General features: G+C 68.0%; 14 protein-coding genes and 1 pseudogene. 11 read left to right on the top strand and 4 right to left on the bottom strand.

From position 1 onward, the window contains the following. Positions 1–100 precede the first annotated feature (100 nt). From CKW06_RS17070 to CKW06_RS17045, 6 genes and pseudogenes are all read left to right on the top strand, one after another. Positions 101–2,161 (top strand): FimV/HubP family polar landmark protein, encoded by a 2,061-nt coding sequence (locus tag CKW06_RS17070; protein ID WP_024958310.1) that lies wholly within the window; start codon positions 101–103, stop codon positions 2,159–2,161. Positions 2,162–2,187: 26 nt separating this feature from the next. Continuing rightward, positions 2,188–2,550 carry a VOC family protein gene (locus CKW06_RS17065; protein WP_024958311.1) on the top strand — a complete coding sequence of 121 codons (363 nt, stop codon included), beginning with the start codon at positions 2,188–2,190 and terminating at the stop codon, positions 2,548–2,550. A 32-nt stretch (positions 2,551–2,582) separates the two neighbouring features. Continuing rightward, entirely contained in the window at positions 2,583–3,353 is a 771-nt protein-coding gene (truA, locus tag CKW06_RS17060; protein WP_005410481.1) for a tRNA pseudouridine(38-40) synthase TruA, read from the top strand. Further along, positions 3,350–4,006 (top strand): phosphoribosylanthranilate isomerase, encoded by a 657-nt coding sequence (locus CKW06_RS17055; RefSeq protein ID WP_024958312.1) that lies wholly within the window; start codon positions 3,350–3,352, stop codon positions 4,004–4,006. Before truA ends, CKW06_RS17055 begins: the two co-directional genes overlap by 4 nt. Positions 4,007–4,286: 280 nt before the next feature. Beyond that, positions 4,287–4,952, top strand: coding sequence for a hypothetical protein (locus tag CKW06_RS17050; RefSeq protein ID WP_077684420.1), 666 nt, complete (start codon positions 4,287–4,289; stop codon positions 4,950–4,952). 4 nt (positions 4,953–4,956) lie between these two features. After that, a pseudogene (locus CKW06_RS17045) lies at positions 4,957–5,166 on the top strand (peptidoglycan-binding protein); the annotation flags it as partial. Between the two features lie 47 nt (positions 5,167–5,213). Here the strand turns inward: CKW06_RS17045 and CKW06_RS17040 are convergent. Continuing rightward, on the bottom strand, positions 5,214–6,101 hold the full coding sequence (locus CKW06_RS17040) for a LysR family transcriptional regulator (RefSeq protein ID WP_024958314.1): 888 nt from the start codon (positions 6,099–6,101) through the stop codon (positions 5,214–5,216). A 96-nt stretch (positions 6,102–6,197) separates the two neighbouring features. On the opposite strand from CKW06_RS17040, the gene trpB reads away from it, so the two are divergent. The 5 genes from trpB to glmM all read left to right on the top strand — a co-directional run bounded on the left by trpB (position 6,198) and on the right by glmM (position 11,444). Next, the gene (gene trpB, locus CKW06_RS17035; RefSeq protein WP_005414084.1) at positions 6,198–7,415 is read left to right on the top strand and encodes a tryptophan synthase subunit beta; all 1,218 of its coding nucleotides are present in this window, start codon (positions 6,198–6,200) and stop codon (positions 7,413–7,415) included. Further along, a complete protein-coding gene (locus CKW06_RS17030) occupies positions 7,412–8,092 on the top strand; it encodes a hypothetical protein (protein WP_024958315.1) in 681 nt (226 codons plus the stop codon). The genes trpB and CKW06_RS17030 overlap by 4 nt, the downstream gene beginning before the upstream one ends. 1 nt (position 8,093) lies before the next feature. After that, positions 8,094–8,903 carry a tryptophan synthase subunit alpha gene (trpA, locus tag CKW06_RS17025; protein ID WP_024958316.1) on the top strand — a complete coding sequence of 270 codons (810 nt, stop codon included), beginning with the start codon at positions 8,094–8,096 and terminating at the stop codon, positions 8,901–8,903. Positions 8,904–9,207: 304 nt separating this feature from the next. Then, on the top strand, positions 9,208–10,083 hold the full coding sequence (gene accD, locus CKW06_RS17020) for an acetyl-CoA carboxylase, carboxyltransferase subunit beta (protein ID WP_005410473.1): 876 nt from the start codon (positions 9,208–9,210) through the stop codon (positions 10,081–10,083). Further along, positions 10,083–11,444: a phosphoglucosamine mutase gene (glmM, locus tag CKW06_RS17015; protein WP_024958317.1), complete on the top strand. Its 1,362-nt coding sequence runs from the start codon at positions 10,083–10,085 to the stop codon at positions 11,442–11,444. Before accD ends, glmM begins: the two co-directional genes overlap by 1 nt. 169 nt (positions 11,445–11,613) lie before the next feature. Here the strand turns inward: glmM and galE are convergent, their stop codons facing one another. From galE to CKW06_RS17000, 3 genes are all read right to left on the bottom strand, one after another. Beyond that, positions 11,614–12,654, bottom strand: coding sequence for a UDP-glucose 4-epimerase GalE (gene galE, locus CKW06_RS17010; protein ID WP_024958318.1), 1,041 nt, complete (start codon positions 12,652–12,654; stop codon positions 11,614–11,616). A 68-nt stretch (positions 12,655–12,722) separates the two neighbouring features. Continuing rightward, positions 12,723–13,580, bottom strand: a complete 858-nt coding sequence (locus CKW06_RS17005) for a polysaccharide deacetylase family protein (protein ID WP_005410470.1) — start codon at positions 13,578–13,580, stop codon at positions 12,723–12,725. Then, the gene (locus CKW06_RS17000) at positions 13,573–14,718 is read right to left on the bottom strand and encodes a glycosyltransferase family 4 protein (protein WP_005410469.1); all 1,146 of its coding nucleotides are present in this window, start codon (positions 14,716–14,718) and stop codon (positions 13,573–13,575) included. Before CKW06_RS17000 ends, CKW06_RS17005 begins: the two co-directional genes overlap by 8 nt. Positions 14,719–14,727 lie beyond the last annotated feature (9 nt).

The following is a 14,727-nucleotide window of genomic DNA, read 5'->3' as shown; positions in this document are numbered from 1 at the left end:
GATCCTTGTGCCGGAGTGCATGCCGGCCAGCGGCCGGCACTACCTCAAGGGTCTTTCCGGTGGGTGCGGACCCCGGTCCGCACGCTTTATAGTGTCGCCCATGAATAAACGGGCCAGGGGCGCAAAGCGCCCGCTCCTCTATCTTTCCACCGCGCTGCTGGCCCTGGCCAGCAGTTCGGCACTCGCATTGGGCCTGGGAGACATCCGTGTCCTGTCCAAGCCGGGGCAGCCATTGCTGGCCGAAATCCCGGTGGTGTCGGCGGACCCGTCCGAACTGGAAAACCTGCGCGTGGCGCTGGCCTCGCCGGTCACCTTCGAACGCGTCGGCCTGCAACGGCCGACCGGGCTGGTCAGCGAGCTGCAGTTCGAGCTGACCCGCAATGCGCAGGGCAGGGCGGTGGTGCGCGTCACCTCGCAGGCCCCGGTGGAGACGCCATCGCTGAGCTTCCTGATCGAAGCTGACTGGGGCCAGGGCCGCCTGGTGCGCGAGTACTCCGCGCTGGTCGACGCGCCGTCCAGCGCGCTGGCCGTGGCCGAGCCGGAGATCGTCGCGCCGGCAGGCACGCTCTCCAATACCATCGTGCGCGAACCTGCACCGGCTTCGGCAACGGTGCCAGCGGCAGAGGCGCCCACTACGCCGCCACCTGCGGTGGCGCCTGCACCGGCACGCCCGCGTGCGGCCTCCGCGCCGGTCGCTGCACCGGCGGCCGATGGCAGCGTCACCGTACAGCGCGGTCAGACCCTGTCGCAGATCGCCAGCGCGGTGGCGCGTGGCAACCAGGTCAGCCGCGACCGCGCGATGATCGCCCTGCTGCGCGCCAATCCCGAAGCCTTCATCCGTGGCAACGTCAATCTGCTCAAGCAGGGCGCGGTGCTGCGCGTGCCGGGCAGCGATGCGCTTGCCGCTGTCGATGCCGCCGAGGCCACCGCGCTGGTGCGCGAGCACGCTGCGCAATGGCGGCAGGCGCGTACCGTGCCGCAACCGGCGGGTGCGGTCGCGCCGGCCGCCAGGGCGGCAACCGCGAACGCTTCTTCCCCGGCTGCCGCCAATGGGGCACGACTTGAGATCGCTCCGGCGCTGGCGTCCGACGCCGCGCACGCGGGCACAACCACCGGCACCGCTGCCGGCAGCGAGGGTGACATGCTGGGCAACGAACAACTGCGACAGGCGCGTGAGGACATCGCCACCCGCGATGCCGAGATCGGTGAACTGAAGCAGCGCGTGGCTGATCTGGAGAAGCTGAAGGAGCAGCAGCAGTCGTTGATCGCGATGAAGGACAACGACCTGGCTGCCGCGCAGCAGCGCCTGGCACAGGCGCCGGGTTCCCGTGATGCGGCAACGCCGTGGTACTGGCTGGGGCTGCCGGTGTTGCTGTTGGCCGCGGGCGCGGCTTGGCTGCTGCGTCGTCGCAAGCCGTCGCCGCTGCCGCCGCTGCGTGAGGAAGACGATGCCGCCGGCCTGGCCGCAGCGGTGCCGGCAGGTGCGGCGCTGGATACGCTGGCCGAGCAGTCCTCGTGGTCGTCGGCTGTTGCCGACAATGGTCGCCAGGAACCGGCGATGCCTGCCTGGGCGACCGAAACCGAAGTACACGACGTGGTGGTCGCCGAACCCGTCGCCGAGCACGCGGTGCGGGCCGAATGGCAGGCCGAGACACTGCGCGACGAGGACGCGGTGGCATTGCCCGAAGCGGTGACCGATCTGCCGCGCTGGGACGATTCCGCAACCACCGGCGACGAGGTTGTCGTCGCCGAGCCGCTGCAGGACGAACGCGTTGTACCGCAGGCGCCGGCCGAAGTGGCGGTGCCGGACTACGCACTGCATGCCGAACAGCAGCCTCAGTTCCGCGGAGTGTTCGATCTGCCGGCTGACGCGCATGAGAACGAGGCTCCGGCGGATACCGTACATCCCGAGGCCATCGACAGCATCGACCACGGCAGCGTCGACGCTTCTCATTCCGACGATATCGCGCCGAGCGCGGCCGCGCCCGCCGGCGACGCGGGCTGGTCGCCGCGCGCCGGCCAGGAGCGCCTGGAACTGGCCATTGCCTACCTCGATCTGGGCGACGCGCAGACTGCGCGCACCCTGTTGCTGGAAGTCGCCGAAGGCGGTGACCTGCACAGCCAGGCCCAGGCCCGCGAACTGCTGGCCCGCCTGCCGTGACCGAACCTGCCGACAAGGACCCTGCCATGAGCCGCGAGCGTCGCATCGACTACGTTGAATTCGCTTCCAGCGAACCGGCCGCAAGCCGCGCCTTCTTCGAGAAGGTGTTCGGCTGGTCGTTCGTCGATTACGGCAGCGACTACACGGCGTTCGACGATGGCCGCCTGCAGGGCGGCTTCTTCCGCGGCCAGCCGCAGCGGGCCAGCGACAGCGGCGCACCGCTGCTGGTGCTGTATGCCGACGCACTGGCACCGGTCGAGGCCGCCGTGCGCGACGCCGGCGGCGAGATCGTGCGCCCGGTATTTTCCTTCCCCGGTGGCAGCCGCTTCCAGTTCGTCGAGCCCGGTGGCAACGAACTGGCGGTCTGGTCCGAACGCGATCCGGCCTGAGCGCCGCCCCATACGCAATATCGAGGTAGCACATGCGTTACGCGCTTGGCGTCGAATACGACGGCAGCGACTTCAGGGGCTGGCAGAACCTGGGCGAGGGCGGTCCCAGCGTGCAGGCCAGCCTTGAGCAGGCCCTGTCGTCGGTGGCCGATTCGCCGCTGCAGGTGGTCTGCGCCGGCCGCACCGATGCCGGCGTGCATGGCCAGTGCCAGGTCGTCCATTTCGATACCGACGTGGTGCGCGATCCGCGCGCCTGGATGCTGGGCACCACCACCCGCCTGCCGCGCTCGATCGCGGTGCGCTGGTGCGTGCCGGTGGCCGACGATTTCCACGCCCGCTTCTCGGCACGCGCGCGCCGCTACCGCTACCGCCTGCTCAACCGCGAGGTGCGGCCGGCGCTGGACCGGCAGACCCTCAGCTGGGAGCGCCGGGCGCTGGACGAGACGCTGATGCACGCCGCCGGCCAGGCCCTGATCGGCGAAAATGACTTCAGCGCGTTCCGCTCCGTGCAGTGCCAGGCGCTGCATGCGCGGCGTGAGCTGCAATCACTGCAGGTCAGCCGCCAGGGCGAAGTGATTGAAGTGGCCGTGCAGGGCAATGCATTCCTTCATCACATGGTCCGCAATATCGTCGGATCGTTGATCCTGGTGGGCAGCGGTGAAAAACCGGTGGAATGGATCGCCGAACTGCTGGCCGGGCGCGATCGCACCGTAGCCGGTCCCACCGCACCGCCGCAGGGCCTGGTGTTCCTTGGGCCCCTGTACCCCGACAATTGGCATCTGCCCGCCGAGGTCACGCTATGAGCCGCTCCTACTACCGCACGCGCATCAAGTTCTGTGGCATGACCCGTGCCGGCGATGTCCGCCTGGCCGGTGAGCTGGGCGTGGACGCAGTGGGTTTCATCTTTGCCCGCGAGAGCAGCCGCCGGGTTGCTCCTGCCGAAGCACGCGCGATGCGCCAGGCGATCGCGTCGATGGTCGATGTGGTGGCCCTGTTCCGCAACAACAGCAAGGAAGAGGTGCGTGAGGTGCTGCGCACGGTGCGGCCAACCCTGCTGCAGTTCCATGGCGAGGAAGACGAGAGCTTCTGCCGCAGCTTCAACATGCCCTATCTGAAGGCAATCGCCATGGGGGGCCGGGAAGAGGTCAATGCGCGCACGTTGCAGCTGCGTTACCCGAGCGCGGCGGGGTTCCTGTTCGACAGCCACGCTCCCGGCGGCGGCGGCGGTACCGGCGTGGCCTTCGACTGGGGCCGTATCCCGACCGGCCTGCACCGGCCGTTCCTGCTGGCCGGTGGCCTGAACCCGGAAAACGTCTACGACGCTGTGCTGGCCACGCTTCCCTGGGGCGTGGACGTGTCCAGCGGCATCGAACTGGAGCCGGGTATCAAGGACGGCTACAGGATGCGCACCTTCGTCGAGGAAGTGCGCCGCGCGGACTGCACGGTCCTGGAGTGATCCGCGCCCCCTGAGGGCGCACCCGGAACGTCATCGCCGACGGTGCATTCCGCCGGGTCTGTGTTCTTGCCTGTCGCGTGCCGTGCCATGAAGGCGGACGTCTACTGAATGCGGTGAGCATCCCACTTTCGGGTAATTCAGGATCCAGCGCCAGGAAGTCGACACACCCGAGCATCTGATCGGACACAATGGGCCCGGCCTGACCTGGCTGGGTGCGATGCGGTGTGCGTGGCGCTGGCCGCACCCCTGAGATACGCCTTGGCTTTCGAACGAGGACGCAATGGATATGCCCCATCTCTCTTCCCACCGTATCCGCCTGGCCCGCCTGACGATCATGCCCGGCCTGCTGCTTGCATTGGGCGCGTGTGCGGGCGGTGACTCGTCCGCCCCGACTGCATCGGCACCGGCCGCTGCCACACCGGCAGGCGCACCCGCCACAGCACCGGCTGCCGACGGCCTGGCGGCGCTGATCCAGGCCAGTGGCGTGAAATGCAGCAACGCCAGTACGGGCAGCGGCTGCACGGCCGGCGATGTGGACAGCGGTGATTTCTACGATGTCGAACTGTCGCCGGACTGTGGTGACCAGGGCTTCTTCGCGGGCGTAGCCGACGCCAAGGGCGTGGAGACGTTGAATGCGGTGCCATCCACCGGCAGCAAGGCCAGCGTGACCGCAAAGCTGTCGAAGGGGCAGCTGGTCTGCGTGCAGGGCATCGGGCGTACCGGACAGAATCCGCTGTTCTATTACGTCGTGGCGGTTCCCGCAGCAACGGTCGGCAAGTGCAAGGGCAACACGTTGTGTGACACCTATGGCGACAGGCCGATCACTGGCCTGGCGAACACGGGGGGCGAGGCCTGCCATGTGGCGGCGCCGGGACGTTACGCCGGGAACTGCGCGCAGGGCTGGGTCAGTGCGGACGTGCTCGACGTGTTTTCCAACGGAATGTAATTACGGTATCGATGCGGCCGACAAGCTGCAGAGCATCACGGTGCAGGATGGCAAGGCGTTCGTGATCGGCGCGACGCCGGGCTTCCGCACCGCCATCGATCTGGCTCAGGCGCCACCGCCGCTGGAGCAGGCCAGTGCCAAGCTGCTGGCAGATCCGCCGCACCAGCAGCAGGTGCATGAGGAGCAGCAGCGGGTCGCGATGGGCGGTCGCTGAGGCTTGTGTTGCCGGCTTCGGGGGCGAACGCCACCCGGAGCCTTGTCTCATCGCAGCTGTGCTGCTGCCCAGTCGGCCAGGGCGTCCACCCGTGCATCGGCCGGGCCATCCGGCCGCGCCAGCACCCAGAAGCCGCCGGTGGCGGTAAATCCCCACGGTGCGACCAGCCGGCCTGCGGCCAGGTCTTCGGCCACCAGCGGTTCCGGTGCGATCGCCGGGCCCAGCCCGGCTACCGCGGCTTCCAGCAGGTAGTACAGGTGCTCGAAGGCGGTGCCCAGCTGCAGCTTCGACACGTCCAGATCGTGCGCCTGTGCCCATGCCGGCCATGCCTGCGGCCGTGAGCTGGTGTGCAGCAGCGTCTCCTGCAGCAGCGCCGACGGCGGTGCATGCCGCAGGCGCTGCGCGGCCGGATGCGATGGCGCCACCACCACGCCGACCCGTTCCGGCGCCAGCTCGCGCACCTGCCAGCCCCGGGGCCACGGCCCCTGCGCCAGCAGCAGCACCGCGTCCAGTGCGGCCTGCGCCTCGGTGAAGCTGCCATCCAGCGCCGACCACTGCAGGCGCACGCCGGGCAGGGCAGCCTGCAATGCTGGCAGTCGTGGAATCATCCAGCGCGCCAGCACGCTGCCACTGCAGCCCAGTACCAGCGCCGGGGCTGCTGTCGGCCGCCGCAGTTCGCGCACGCAGTCTTCGATGCCGCTGAAGGCCTCGCTGCATGCTGCCTGCAGCCGCGTGCCCGCAGCGGTCAGGCGCAGGCCACGGCCGGCCCGCTGGAACAACGCCAGGCCAAGGTGATCCTCCAGCAGCTTCAACTGCCGGCTGACCGCGCCGTGGGTGACGTGCAGGTCCTGCGCGGCACGCCCAACGCCGCCAAGGCGGGCCGTCGCTTCGAACGCGCGCAGCGCATTGAGGGGAGGCAGCAGGGAACGGCTCATGTGAGATTTCCTGACGATATGCGCCAGATAATATCCATTTTCCGGTCGTGACCCGTGCGCTAGAGTATCCACCTGTCTGAACCACCGGTCGTATCCATGTCTGCCTCCCCCATTGCCGACTATCACGCCTTCCCGGATGCCCAGGGCCACTTCGGCCGCTATGGCGGCAGTTTCGTTGCCGAAACCCTGGTCGGCCCGCTGCAGGAACTGGCCCAGGCCTATGACCAGGCGCGCCAGGATCCCGCATTCCAGCTGGCCTATGACCGCGACCTGGCGCACTACGTGGGCCGGCCGAGCCCGATCTATCACGCCCAGCGCCTGAGCGATCACGTCGGTGGCGCGCAGATCCTGCTCAAGCGCGAGGACCTGAACCACACCGGCGCGCACAAGATCAACAACACCATCGGCCAGGCCTTGCTGGCCGCGCGGATGGGCAAGACGCGCATCATTGCCGAGACCGGTGCCGGCCAGCATGGCGTGGCCAGTGCCACGGTTGCCGCGCGGCTGGGCCTGGAATGCGTGGTGTACATGGGCGCCACCGACATCGAGCGGCAGAAGATCAATGTTTACCGCATGAAGCTGCTGGGCGCGACGGTGGTGCCGGTCACTTCCGGCTCGGCCACCCTGAAGGACGCACTCAACGAAGCCATGCGCGACTGGGTGACCAACGTGCAGGACACCTTCTACATCATCGGCACCGTGGCCGGCCCGGATCCGTATCCGCGCATGGTTCGTGACTTCAATGCCATCGTCGGCCGTGAGGCGCGCGAGCAGATGCTGGCCGAGTACGGCCGCCTGCCCGATGCGATCACCGCCTGCGTGGGCGGCGGCAGCAATGCCATCGGCCTGTTCCATGCCTTCCTCAACGACCGCCAGGTCGAGATCGTCGGCGCCGAAGCCGCCGGTGATGGCATCAACACCGGCCGTCACGCCGCGTCGATCGCTGCCGGTCGCCCGGGTGTGCTGCACGGCAACCGCACCTATGTGCTGTGCGACGACGACGGCCAGATCATCGAGACCCACTCGGTATCAGCCGGCCTGGATTATCCGGGCGTCGGCCCGGAGCACGCGTTCCTGGCCGATACCGGTCGCGCACGCTATCTGGGCATCACCGACGAGGAAGCGCTGCAGGCCTTCCACCTGCTGGCGCATACCGAGGGCATCCTGCCGGCACTGGAGTCCAGCCATGCGCTGGCACAGGCGATCAAGCTGGCGCGTGAGCGACCGCGTGACCAGATCGTGCTGTGCAATCTATCCGGCCGTGGCGACAAGGACGTGCACACCATCGCTGCGCGCGAAGGGCTGGTGCTGTGAGCGCGCGGCTGCGGAACAGCGGCGTGCTGCTGCTGGCGCTTGGGCTGGCCGCGTGCCAGCCGCCGGAGCCACCGGTACTGGCGCCGGCCGCCAAGGCCACCACGCAGCCGGCCCAGCAGCCGGCCGCCAACGATGACCTCGACCCGATGGCGCGTACGCCGATCGTCGATCCACCGTCTGCGCAAGGCGCGGACAGCGACGACGTGCCTGCAGTGGCCTCGGTGGCGCTGGATCATGCCGGCGAGGTGCTGGTCGGCCAGCACATGAGTGACCTGAAGGCCCTGGGTCCCTGGAAAGCGCAGGGCGCGAAGGAGTTCTTCGAAGGCGACTGCGAGTACTACGATGGCAAGGCGCTGCCGGCCGGCGTGTCGATGATGACCGATGACGAGCGCGTGGTGCGTTTCGATCTGAAGCCGGGTGACGACCCGGAGCTGCCGGTTGAGCAGCCCGGTCCGTTTGGCCTGCGCGTCGGCATGACCCGCGCACAGGCCATGGCGCAGTTTCCGAATCCGCCGGTGTCCAGTCCGCATGCCTATGACGGCGACCAGGGCGAGTACCTCACCTGGCAGGACCCGGGCTCGGACCTGGGCATCCGCCTGGAACTCTATGAAGGGAAGGTCACCCGGATGTACTGGGGGACCAGCGATGCGATTGAACTGATTGAAGGATGTGCCTGAGATGCCCGTATCCCGACTCGATGCCTGTTTCCAGCGCCTGCGCGAGCAGCAGCGCAAGGCACTTATCCCCTTCGTCACCGCCGGTGATCCCTCGCTGGAGGCCACGGTGCCGGTCATGCACGCGCTGGTCGATGCCGGTGCCGATGTGATCGAGCTGGGCGTGCCGTTCTCCGACCCGATGGCCGATGGCCCGACCATCCAGCGCAGCTCCGAGCGCGCGCTGGCACGGGGGGCTGGCAGCCGCTACGTCCTGCAGGCCGTGGCGCAGTTCCGCGAGCGCGACGCGCAGACCCCGGTGGTGCTGATGGGCTACCTCAACCCGGTGGAGATCCATGGCTACGCGGCCTTCGCCAAGGCCGCCGTCGACGCAGGCGTGGACGGCGTACTGCTGGTCGACCTGCCGCCGGAAGAAGCGGGTGAAGCGCAGCAGGCCTTCGATGCAGCCGGCCTGGCACTGGTCCTGCTGGCGTCGCCGACCACCAGCGAAGCGCGGGCCGACAAGCTGCTGGCGCTGGCCCGTGGCTATCTCTACTACGTCAGCTTTGCCGGTGTCACCGGCGCGTCCGAACGCCTGGACAGCGATGCCGCCAGTGCCCGCCTGCAGGCCCTGCGCGCGCGCGCTTCAGTGCCGGTGGTTGCTGGCTTCGGCATCAAGGACGCCGCCAGTGCTGCGGCGATGGCGCGCCAGGCCGATGGCGTGGTGGTTGGCAGTGCGCTGGTGGCGGTGCTGGCCGAAGCGGGCTCGGCTGAAGAGGCCGCGCAGCGCGCTGGAGCTTTCCTGGCCCCGCTGCGGCAGGCGCTGGACGCGTAACGGTCGTGCCGGCCGCCGGCCGGCATCTGCCTGACGGCCACATGCAAGTGCTGCCGGCCAGCGGCCGGCACTACCCATGGGTCTGCACGTGGGGGCTGCCGGCCAGCGGCCGGCACTACCCATGGGTTTGCACGTAGGGGCTGCCGGCCAGCGGCCGGCATGACCCAGCACCTAAACGTACGTCCCAGCATGGTTTTTTCCGGCGGCTCCGTGGCCGGCAAGGGGGTGCACGGGCAGGGAAAGCGGAGCTAGACTGTCCGCCTTTGCGGCCCTCGGGCCGCCCTGAACGGAAGTGTCCTCCCGCATGAGTTGGCTCAGCAAGTTGATGCCGTCCGGCATCCGCACCGACAACACCCCCAGCAAGAAGCGCAGTGTCCCCGAGGGCCTGTGGGAAAAGTGCAGCAACTGCGGCAGCGCGTTGTACCGTCCGGAACTGGAAGAGAACCTGGAGGTCTGCCCGAAGTGCGGCCACCACATGGCGATCCGCGCGCGTGCGCGCCTGGCCGCCCTGTTCGACGCCGACAGCACCACCGAGATCGGTGCGCGCCTGGGGCCGACCGACCTGCTCAAGTTCAAGGACCAGAAGAAGTACAGCGAGCGCATCAAGATCGCGCAGAAGAACACGGGTGAGTACGACGCGCTGATCGCCATGCGCGGTCTGCTCAAGGGCCGTGCACTGGTGGCCTCGTCGTTCGACTTCGCCTTCATGGGCGGCTCGATGGGCTCGGTGGTGGGTGAGCGTTTCGCGCTGGCCGCCGAAACCGCAGTCGAAATCGGTGCCCCCTACGTGTGCTTCTCGCAGAGTGGCGGCGCGCGCATGCAGGAAGGCCTGTTCTCGCTGATGCAGATGGCCAAGACCTCGGCCGCACTGGGCAAGCTGCGTGAAGCGGGCCTGCCGTACATCTCGGTGCTGACCCACCCGACCACCGGTGGCGTGTCGGCCTCGTTCGCGATGCTGGGCGACATCAACATCGCCGAGCCGCAGGCGCTGATCGGCTTCGCGGGTCCGCGCGTGATCGAGCAGACCGTGCGCGAGAAGCTGCCGGAAGGCTTCCAGCGTTCGGAGTTCCTGCTGGAACACGGTGCCATCGACCAGATCTGTGACCGTCGCGAGATGCGCGACCGCCTGTCCGATCTGCTGGCGATGCTGGGTCGTCAGCCGGCGCCGGAGGTGGCTTGATGGGAGGCCGCAAGTACTTCGGTACTGACGGCATCCGTGGGCGGGTCGGCCAGGGCGTGATCTCGGCCGATTTCGTGCTGCGCCTGGGCAACGCCCTGGGCCGTGTCCTGGTCGCCCAGCGCGGCCAGGACGGGCGCCGGCCGATCGTGGTGATCGGCAAGGACACCCGCATTTCCGGCTACATGTTCGAAGCGGCGCTGGAGGCCGGCCTGGTCGCTGCCGGCGCCGACGTACAGCTGCTGGGGCCGATGCCGACCCCGGCGGTGGCGTTCCTGACCCGCACGCTGGGCGTGGACGCCGGCATCGTCATCAGCGCTTCGCACAACCCGCATTACGACAACGGCATCAAGTTCTTCTCCGCCCAGGGCGAGAAGCTCGACGACGCCACCGAACTGGCCCTGGAAGCGGCGCTGGACATTCCGTTCACCACCGCCGAATCGGAGAAGCTGGGCAAGGCGTCGCGCGCGCGCGAAGCGGTCGGCCGCTACATCGAGTTCTGCAAGGCCAGCGTGCCGCGCGCGTTCGACCTGCGTGGCGTGCGCCTGGTGCTGGATTGCGCGCACGGTGCCACCTACCAGATCGCACCGCTGCTGTTCCGCGAACTTGGCGCCGAGGTGATCGGCATCGGTGCCGAGCCCAACGGCGTCAACATCAACGCCGGTGTGGGTTCCACCCATATCGATAACCTGGCGGCCAAAGTCCGCGAGACCCGCGCCGATCTCGGCATCGCCTTCGATGGTGATGGCGACCGAGTGCTGATGGCCGACGACCAGGGCAACCCGGTCGACGGCGATGACCTGCTGTACATCCTGGCCCGCGCCTGGAAGGACGAAGGCCGCCTGCGCGGCCCGGTGGTCGGCACGCTGATGAGCAACTACGGCGTGGAGAAAGCTTTCGCCGATCTGCAGATCCCGTTCGTGCGCAGCAACGTTGGTGATCGATACGTGCACCAGGCGCTGGTCGAAGGCGGGGGCGTGCTTGGCGGTGAGGCCTCGGGCCACCTGCTGTGCCTGGACCGGGCGACCACCGGCGACGGTATTGTCAGTGCCCTGCAGGTACTGGTGGCACTGCGCAACGGCGGCCAGACCCTGCGCCAGGCGCTGAAGGGTTTGGAGCGGGTGCCGCAGAAAACGGTCAACGTGCGGTTGGGCAATGCCTCGGCCAAGGCCACGGTGCAGGCCGACAGTGTGCAGGCCGCGCTGGCGGCCGCGCAGCAGTCGGTGGCCGGCCGCGGTCGCGCGTTCCTGCGCCCGTCGGGTACCGAGCCGGTGGTGCGGGTTACCGTCGAAGCCGATGACGCCACGCTGATGCAGGAGACACTCGATCGCTTGTCCGCTGCGGTGCGCGAAGCCGCTGCCTGAGCAGCGTGGCAATACCGCGTGTTGCACCCGACATGGCCGCGTTTGCGGCCATGTTTTTTTCTGGGAGGGGGGATTCAACCGTGCGCGACCCGCGATCGCGTTCAGCTGCGGCTGCGCACCTTGTGACGCGTCGTGTACGGGCGTTTCCGACCGCTGGGTCCTGCCCGCATCAGCGCGCGGGCAGGTGCTCTGGCATTGCACCTTGTGCGGTGCGTGACATCGCCCGCTGCCACTTCCAGGTGTCCCGGCACATGTCGGTGAGATCGTGACGCGCCTTCCAGCCCAGCTCGCGCAGCGCCAGCGAGGCATCGGCGAAGCTGACCGCGATGTCGCCATCGCGCCGCGGTACGATGCGGAACGGAACCCGCACGCCGGTGGTGAGTTCGAAGGCCTGGATCAGTTCCAGCACGCTGTGGCCCTGGCCGGTGCCAAGGTTGAGGGTGATGCTGCGCCGCTGGTCGCGAAGGAACTGCAGGGCCAGTACGTGGGCGCTGGCGACGTCCTGCACATGGATGTAGTCGCGCACGCCGGTACCATCATGGGTCGGATAGTCGTCCCCGAAGACCTGGACCTCCGGCAGCAGCCCGGCGGCGACCTGCGCGATGTAGGGCATCAGGTTGCTCGGCGTGCCATGCGGAAGCTCGCCGATCAGCGCGCTGGCGTGGGCGCCGACCGGGTTGAAGTAGCGCAGCGTCGCAATATGCAGGTCCTGGCCCGTTGCCGCCAGGTCGGCAAGCAGCTGCTCGACCACCAGCTTGGTGCGCCCATAGGGCGTCATCGCACAGGTTGAAGCGGTCTCGGCCACCGGGCAGTGGTCCTGGTTGCCGTACACCGTTGCCGAAGAGCTGAAGACCAGCAACTGCACGCCTGCATCCTGCATCGCACCGAGCAGGGCAATCGAACCGCTGATGTTGCTGTCGAAATACTGCAGTGGAATCTTCTGGGATTCGCCCACGGACTTGAGCGCTGCGAAGTGCAGTACGGCATCGATCGCGTGCTCCTGCATCAAGGCGGCCATGCGCGGCCGGTCCCGGATGTCAGCCTGCACAAACACCGGTGCCGTGCCGGTGATCCGTCCGATGCGCTCGACCACGCTGGCGTCGCTGTTGCACAGCGAGTCCACGATGACCACGCCGTGCCCCTGCTGCTGCAGCTCCACGCATGCATGCGAGCCGATGTAGCCAGCACCGCCGGTCACCAGTACGTTCATTGCCTTCACTGTTCCTTTGAGTCCATTCGAAAAACGGGTGCTGCCGCGATCAAGATGAACGTGGCCTCCTACGGGCCAGGCACCATCTTCTTCTGCCGCGCCTTGAAGCCGTTGAAGATCGGCGCGATCAACGGGTTGTAGCTCCATGCGATGCGCTTGCGCAGCCAGCTGGCCGGCCGGTTGCGGATCGCGAAGCGATAGATCCGCTCCGGATCGCCGCCAATCACGTTGCGGCCGAAGGGATGGGTGGTGTGCAGGTAGCGGAAGCCCTGTTCGCGTGCCACTTCGATGTAGTCATCGTCGAAGTCACCATAGGGCCAGCACAGCGTATCGGAGACTTCGCCGAGCTTCTCCAGCAGCGTCTGCTTCGCCATGGCCAGGTCGCCGCTGATGCCTTCGCGGCGCTGCGCACGGTCCAGGTCATCGCGCTTGAGCCAACGGGTGTGGCTGTGGGTATGGCAGTGGACCTCGAACGTGCCGGCTTCGATTGCCGCACGCGCTTCGCTCCAGCGCATCATCACTTCGTCGCTGCGGCCCTGCTTGTAGATCAGGTCCTCGCAGGCGCGATGTTCCGGCGTGGCCGGCAGCTCGGCGCCTTCGATGCCTGCATGCGGGCGGATCGGACCTTCGTGCATCCAGCCGGTGACCACGAAGACCACCGCATGCATGCCGTATTTCTGCAGGATCGGATGGGCGTAGACCCAGTTGTCCAGGTAGCCGTCGTCGAACGTGATCACGATCGATTTGCGCGGCACCGGCTTCCCGGCGAGAAAGCCGGCGTACTGGTCCAGCGTCAGCGAGGTCCAGCCGGTCCGTGCGAGCCAGGCGATCTGGCTCTCGAAGTTCTCCGGGGATACGGTGATCATTCCCGGCGAGTTGCTGACATGGTGGTGCATCAGCACCGGTACGGTTCTGGCGTTAGCCATGACCCAGCTCCTTCAACCATTGGAGGTAGTAGTTTTCAGTGGCCTCTCCGTGGCCGGCCGCGCTGAACTGCTTGGCGCTGCGGATCCAGTCCCAACCGGCGCGGCCCATCTGCCGGCGACGTTCCTGATCATCCACCAGCAGCCGCAACGCACCAGTGAGGGCGGCGTCATCACCCAGCCGGGTGAGGATGGCATTGCTGCCTTCCACCAGCATTTCAGGCACGCCGCCAACGCGATGCGAGACGATCGGCAGTGCGGCCTGCGCCGCCTCGAGGAACACGGTCCCCGAGGCTTCCTTGTGGGTGGCCAGGGCGAAGATGTCGAAACCGGCCATCAGCCGGTGTGCGTCGCTGCGGAAGCCGAGCAGGTGCACCTGGCGCTCCAGCCCGAGTTCGCTGCGCAGGGCCTGCAGGCGGCCCATGACCGGCTCGCCGTCGCCGACCACGGCCAGGTGCAGGTCGGGATTGGTCTTGCATAGTGGCGCCATGGCGCGCAGCAGCTCGGCATGGCCCTTGGGCTCGCGCAGCACGGCCACGCAGCCGACCACGATGTCGCGCTCGGCGAAACCGAGTTCGGCGCGGACCTGTGCGCGGGTGGCCTGCAGGTTCTCCCAGGGATCGCCCTGCTCGGTCATGCCCCAGCGCGGCGGCGTCGCCATGGGGGGCACGATGCCGATGTGCTCGGCGGCAATGCCGCGGTCGACCAGCAGCCGCTTGACGAAATCGCTGACGGTGATGATCCGGTGCGGAAGACCGGTATAGGTCAGCAACGAATTGACCGGACTCATCAGGTGGCGCGAGCGCACCACCAGTGGCGTGCCGCCCAGGCGTGCGCCGGCCGCGGCGATCAGTGCGTCGCGGCGGCTGGTGGTGTTGACCACGTCGTAGCGCTCGCGGCGTACCAGGCGGGACACCGACCAGATGCCGCGCAGCAGCCGTGCCAAGCCGCCCATGCGCAGGGTATGCACGGTGAAGCCATCGTCGCGCGCGAGCTGGGCCAGGCGGGCATCGGGCTGGCACAGCAGGGACACCTGGTGCCCACGCGCACGCATCACCTGCATGTGGCGGAAGATGTAGATCTCCTGGCCGCCCATTCCCCGGGCAGCTTCGGTATGCAGGATCCGCAGCGAGCGTTTCATGGAATCCAT

Origin of the sequence: Stenotrophomonas maltophilia (assembly GCF_900186865.1) — a bacterium.
In the GTDB taxonomy this organism is placed as follows: Bacteria; Pseudomonadota; Gammaproteobacteria; order Xanthomonadales; family Xanthomonadaceae; genus Stenotrophomonas; species Stenotrophomonas maltophilia.
Note: the sequence above shows the minus strand (reverse complement) of the source record. Positions and strands in the feature narration are given on the sequence as shown.

What these genes read in the sequence shown, in the direction of transcription:
- CKW06_RS17070 (WP_024958310.1), top strand. Translation starts at nt 101, where the DNA reads ATGAATAAACGGGCCAGGGGCGCAAAGCGCCCGCTCCTCTATCTTTCC.
- CKW06_RS17065 (WP_024958311.1), top strand. Translation starts at nt 2,188, where the DNA reads ATGAGCCGCGAGCGTCGCATCGACTACGTTGAATTCGCTTCCAGCGAA.
- truA (WP_005410481.1), top strand. Translation starts at nt 2,583, where the DNA reads ATGCGTTACGCGCTTGGCGTCGAATACGACGGCAGCGACTTCAGGGGC.
- CKW06_RS17055 (WP_024958312.1), top strand. Translation starts at nt 3,350, where the DNA reads ATGAGCCGCTCCTACTACCGCACGCGCATCAAGTTCTGTGGCATGACC.
- CKW06_RS17050 (WP_077684420.1), top strand. Translation starts at nt 4,287, where the DNA reads ATGGATATGCCCCATCTCTCTTCCCACCGTATCCGCCTGGCCCGCCTG.
- CKW06_RS17040 (WP_024958314.1), bottom strand. Translation starts at nt 6,101, where the DNA reads ATGAGCCGTTCCCTGCTGCCTCCCCTCAATGCGCTGCGCGCGTTCGAA.
- trpB (WP_005414084.1), top strand. Translation starts at nt 6,198, where the DNA reads ATGTCTGCCTCCCCCATTGCCGACTATCACGCCTTCCCGGATGCCCAG.
- trpA (WP_024958316.1), top strand. Translation starts at nt 8,094, where the DNA reads ATGCCCGTATCCCGACTCGATGCCTGTTTCCAGCGCCTGCGCGAGCAG.
- accD (WP_005410473.1), top strand. Translation starts at nt 9,208, where the DNA reads ATGAGTTGGCTCAGCAAGTTGATGCCGTCCGGCATCCGCACCGACAAC.
- glmM (WP_024958317.1), top strand. Translation starts at nt 10,083, where the DNA reads ATGGGAGGCCGCAAGTACTTCGGTACTGACGGCATCCGTGGGCGGGTC.
- galE (WP_024958318.1), bottom strand. Translation starts at nt 12,654, where the DNA reads ATGAACGTACTGGTGACCGGCGGTGCTGGCTACATCGGCTCGCATGCA.
- CKW06_RS17005 (WP_005410470.1), bottom strand. Translation starts at nt 13,580, where the DNA reads ATGGCTAACGCCAGAACCGTACCGGTGCTGATGCACCACCATGTCAGC.
- CKW06_RS17000 (WP_005410469.1), bottom strand. Translation starts at nt 14,718, where the DNA reads ATGAAACGCTCGCTGCGGATCCTGCATACCGAAGCTGCCCGGGGAATG.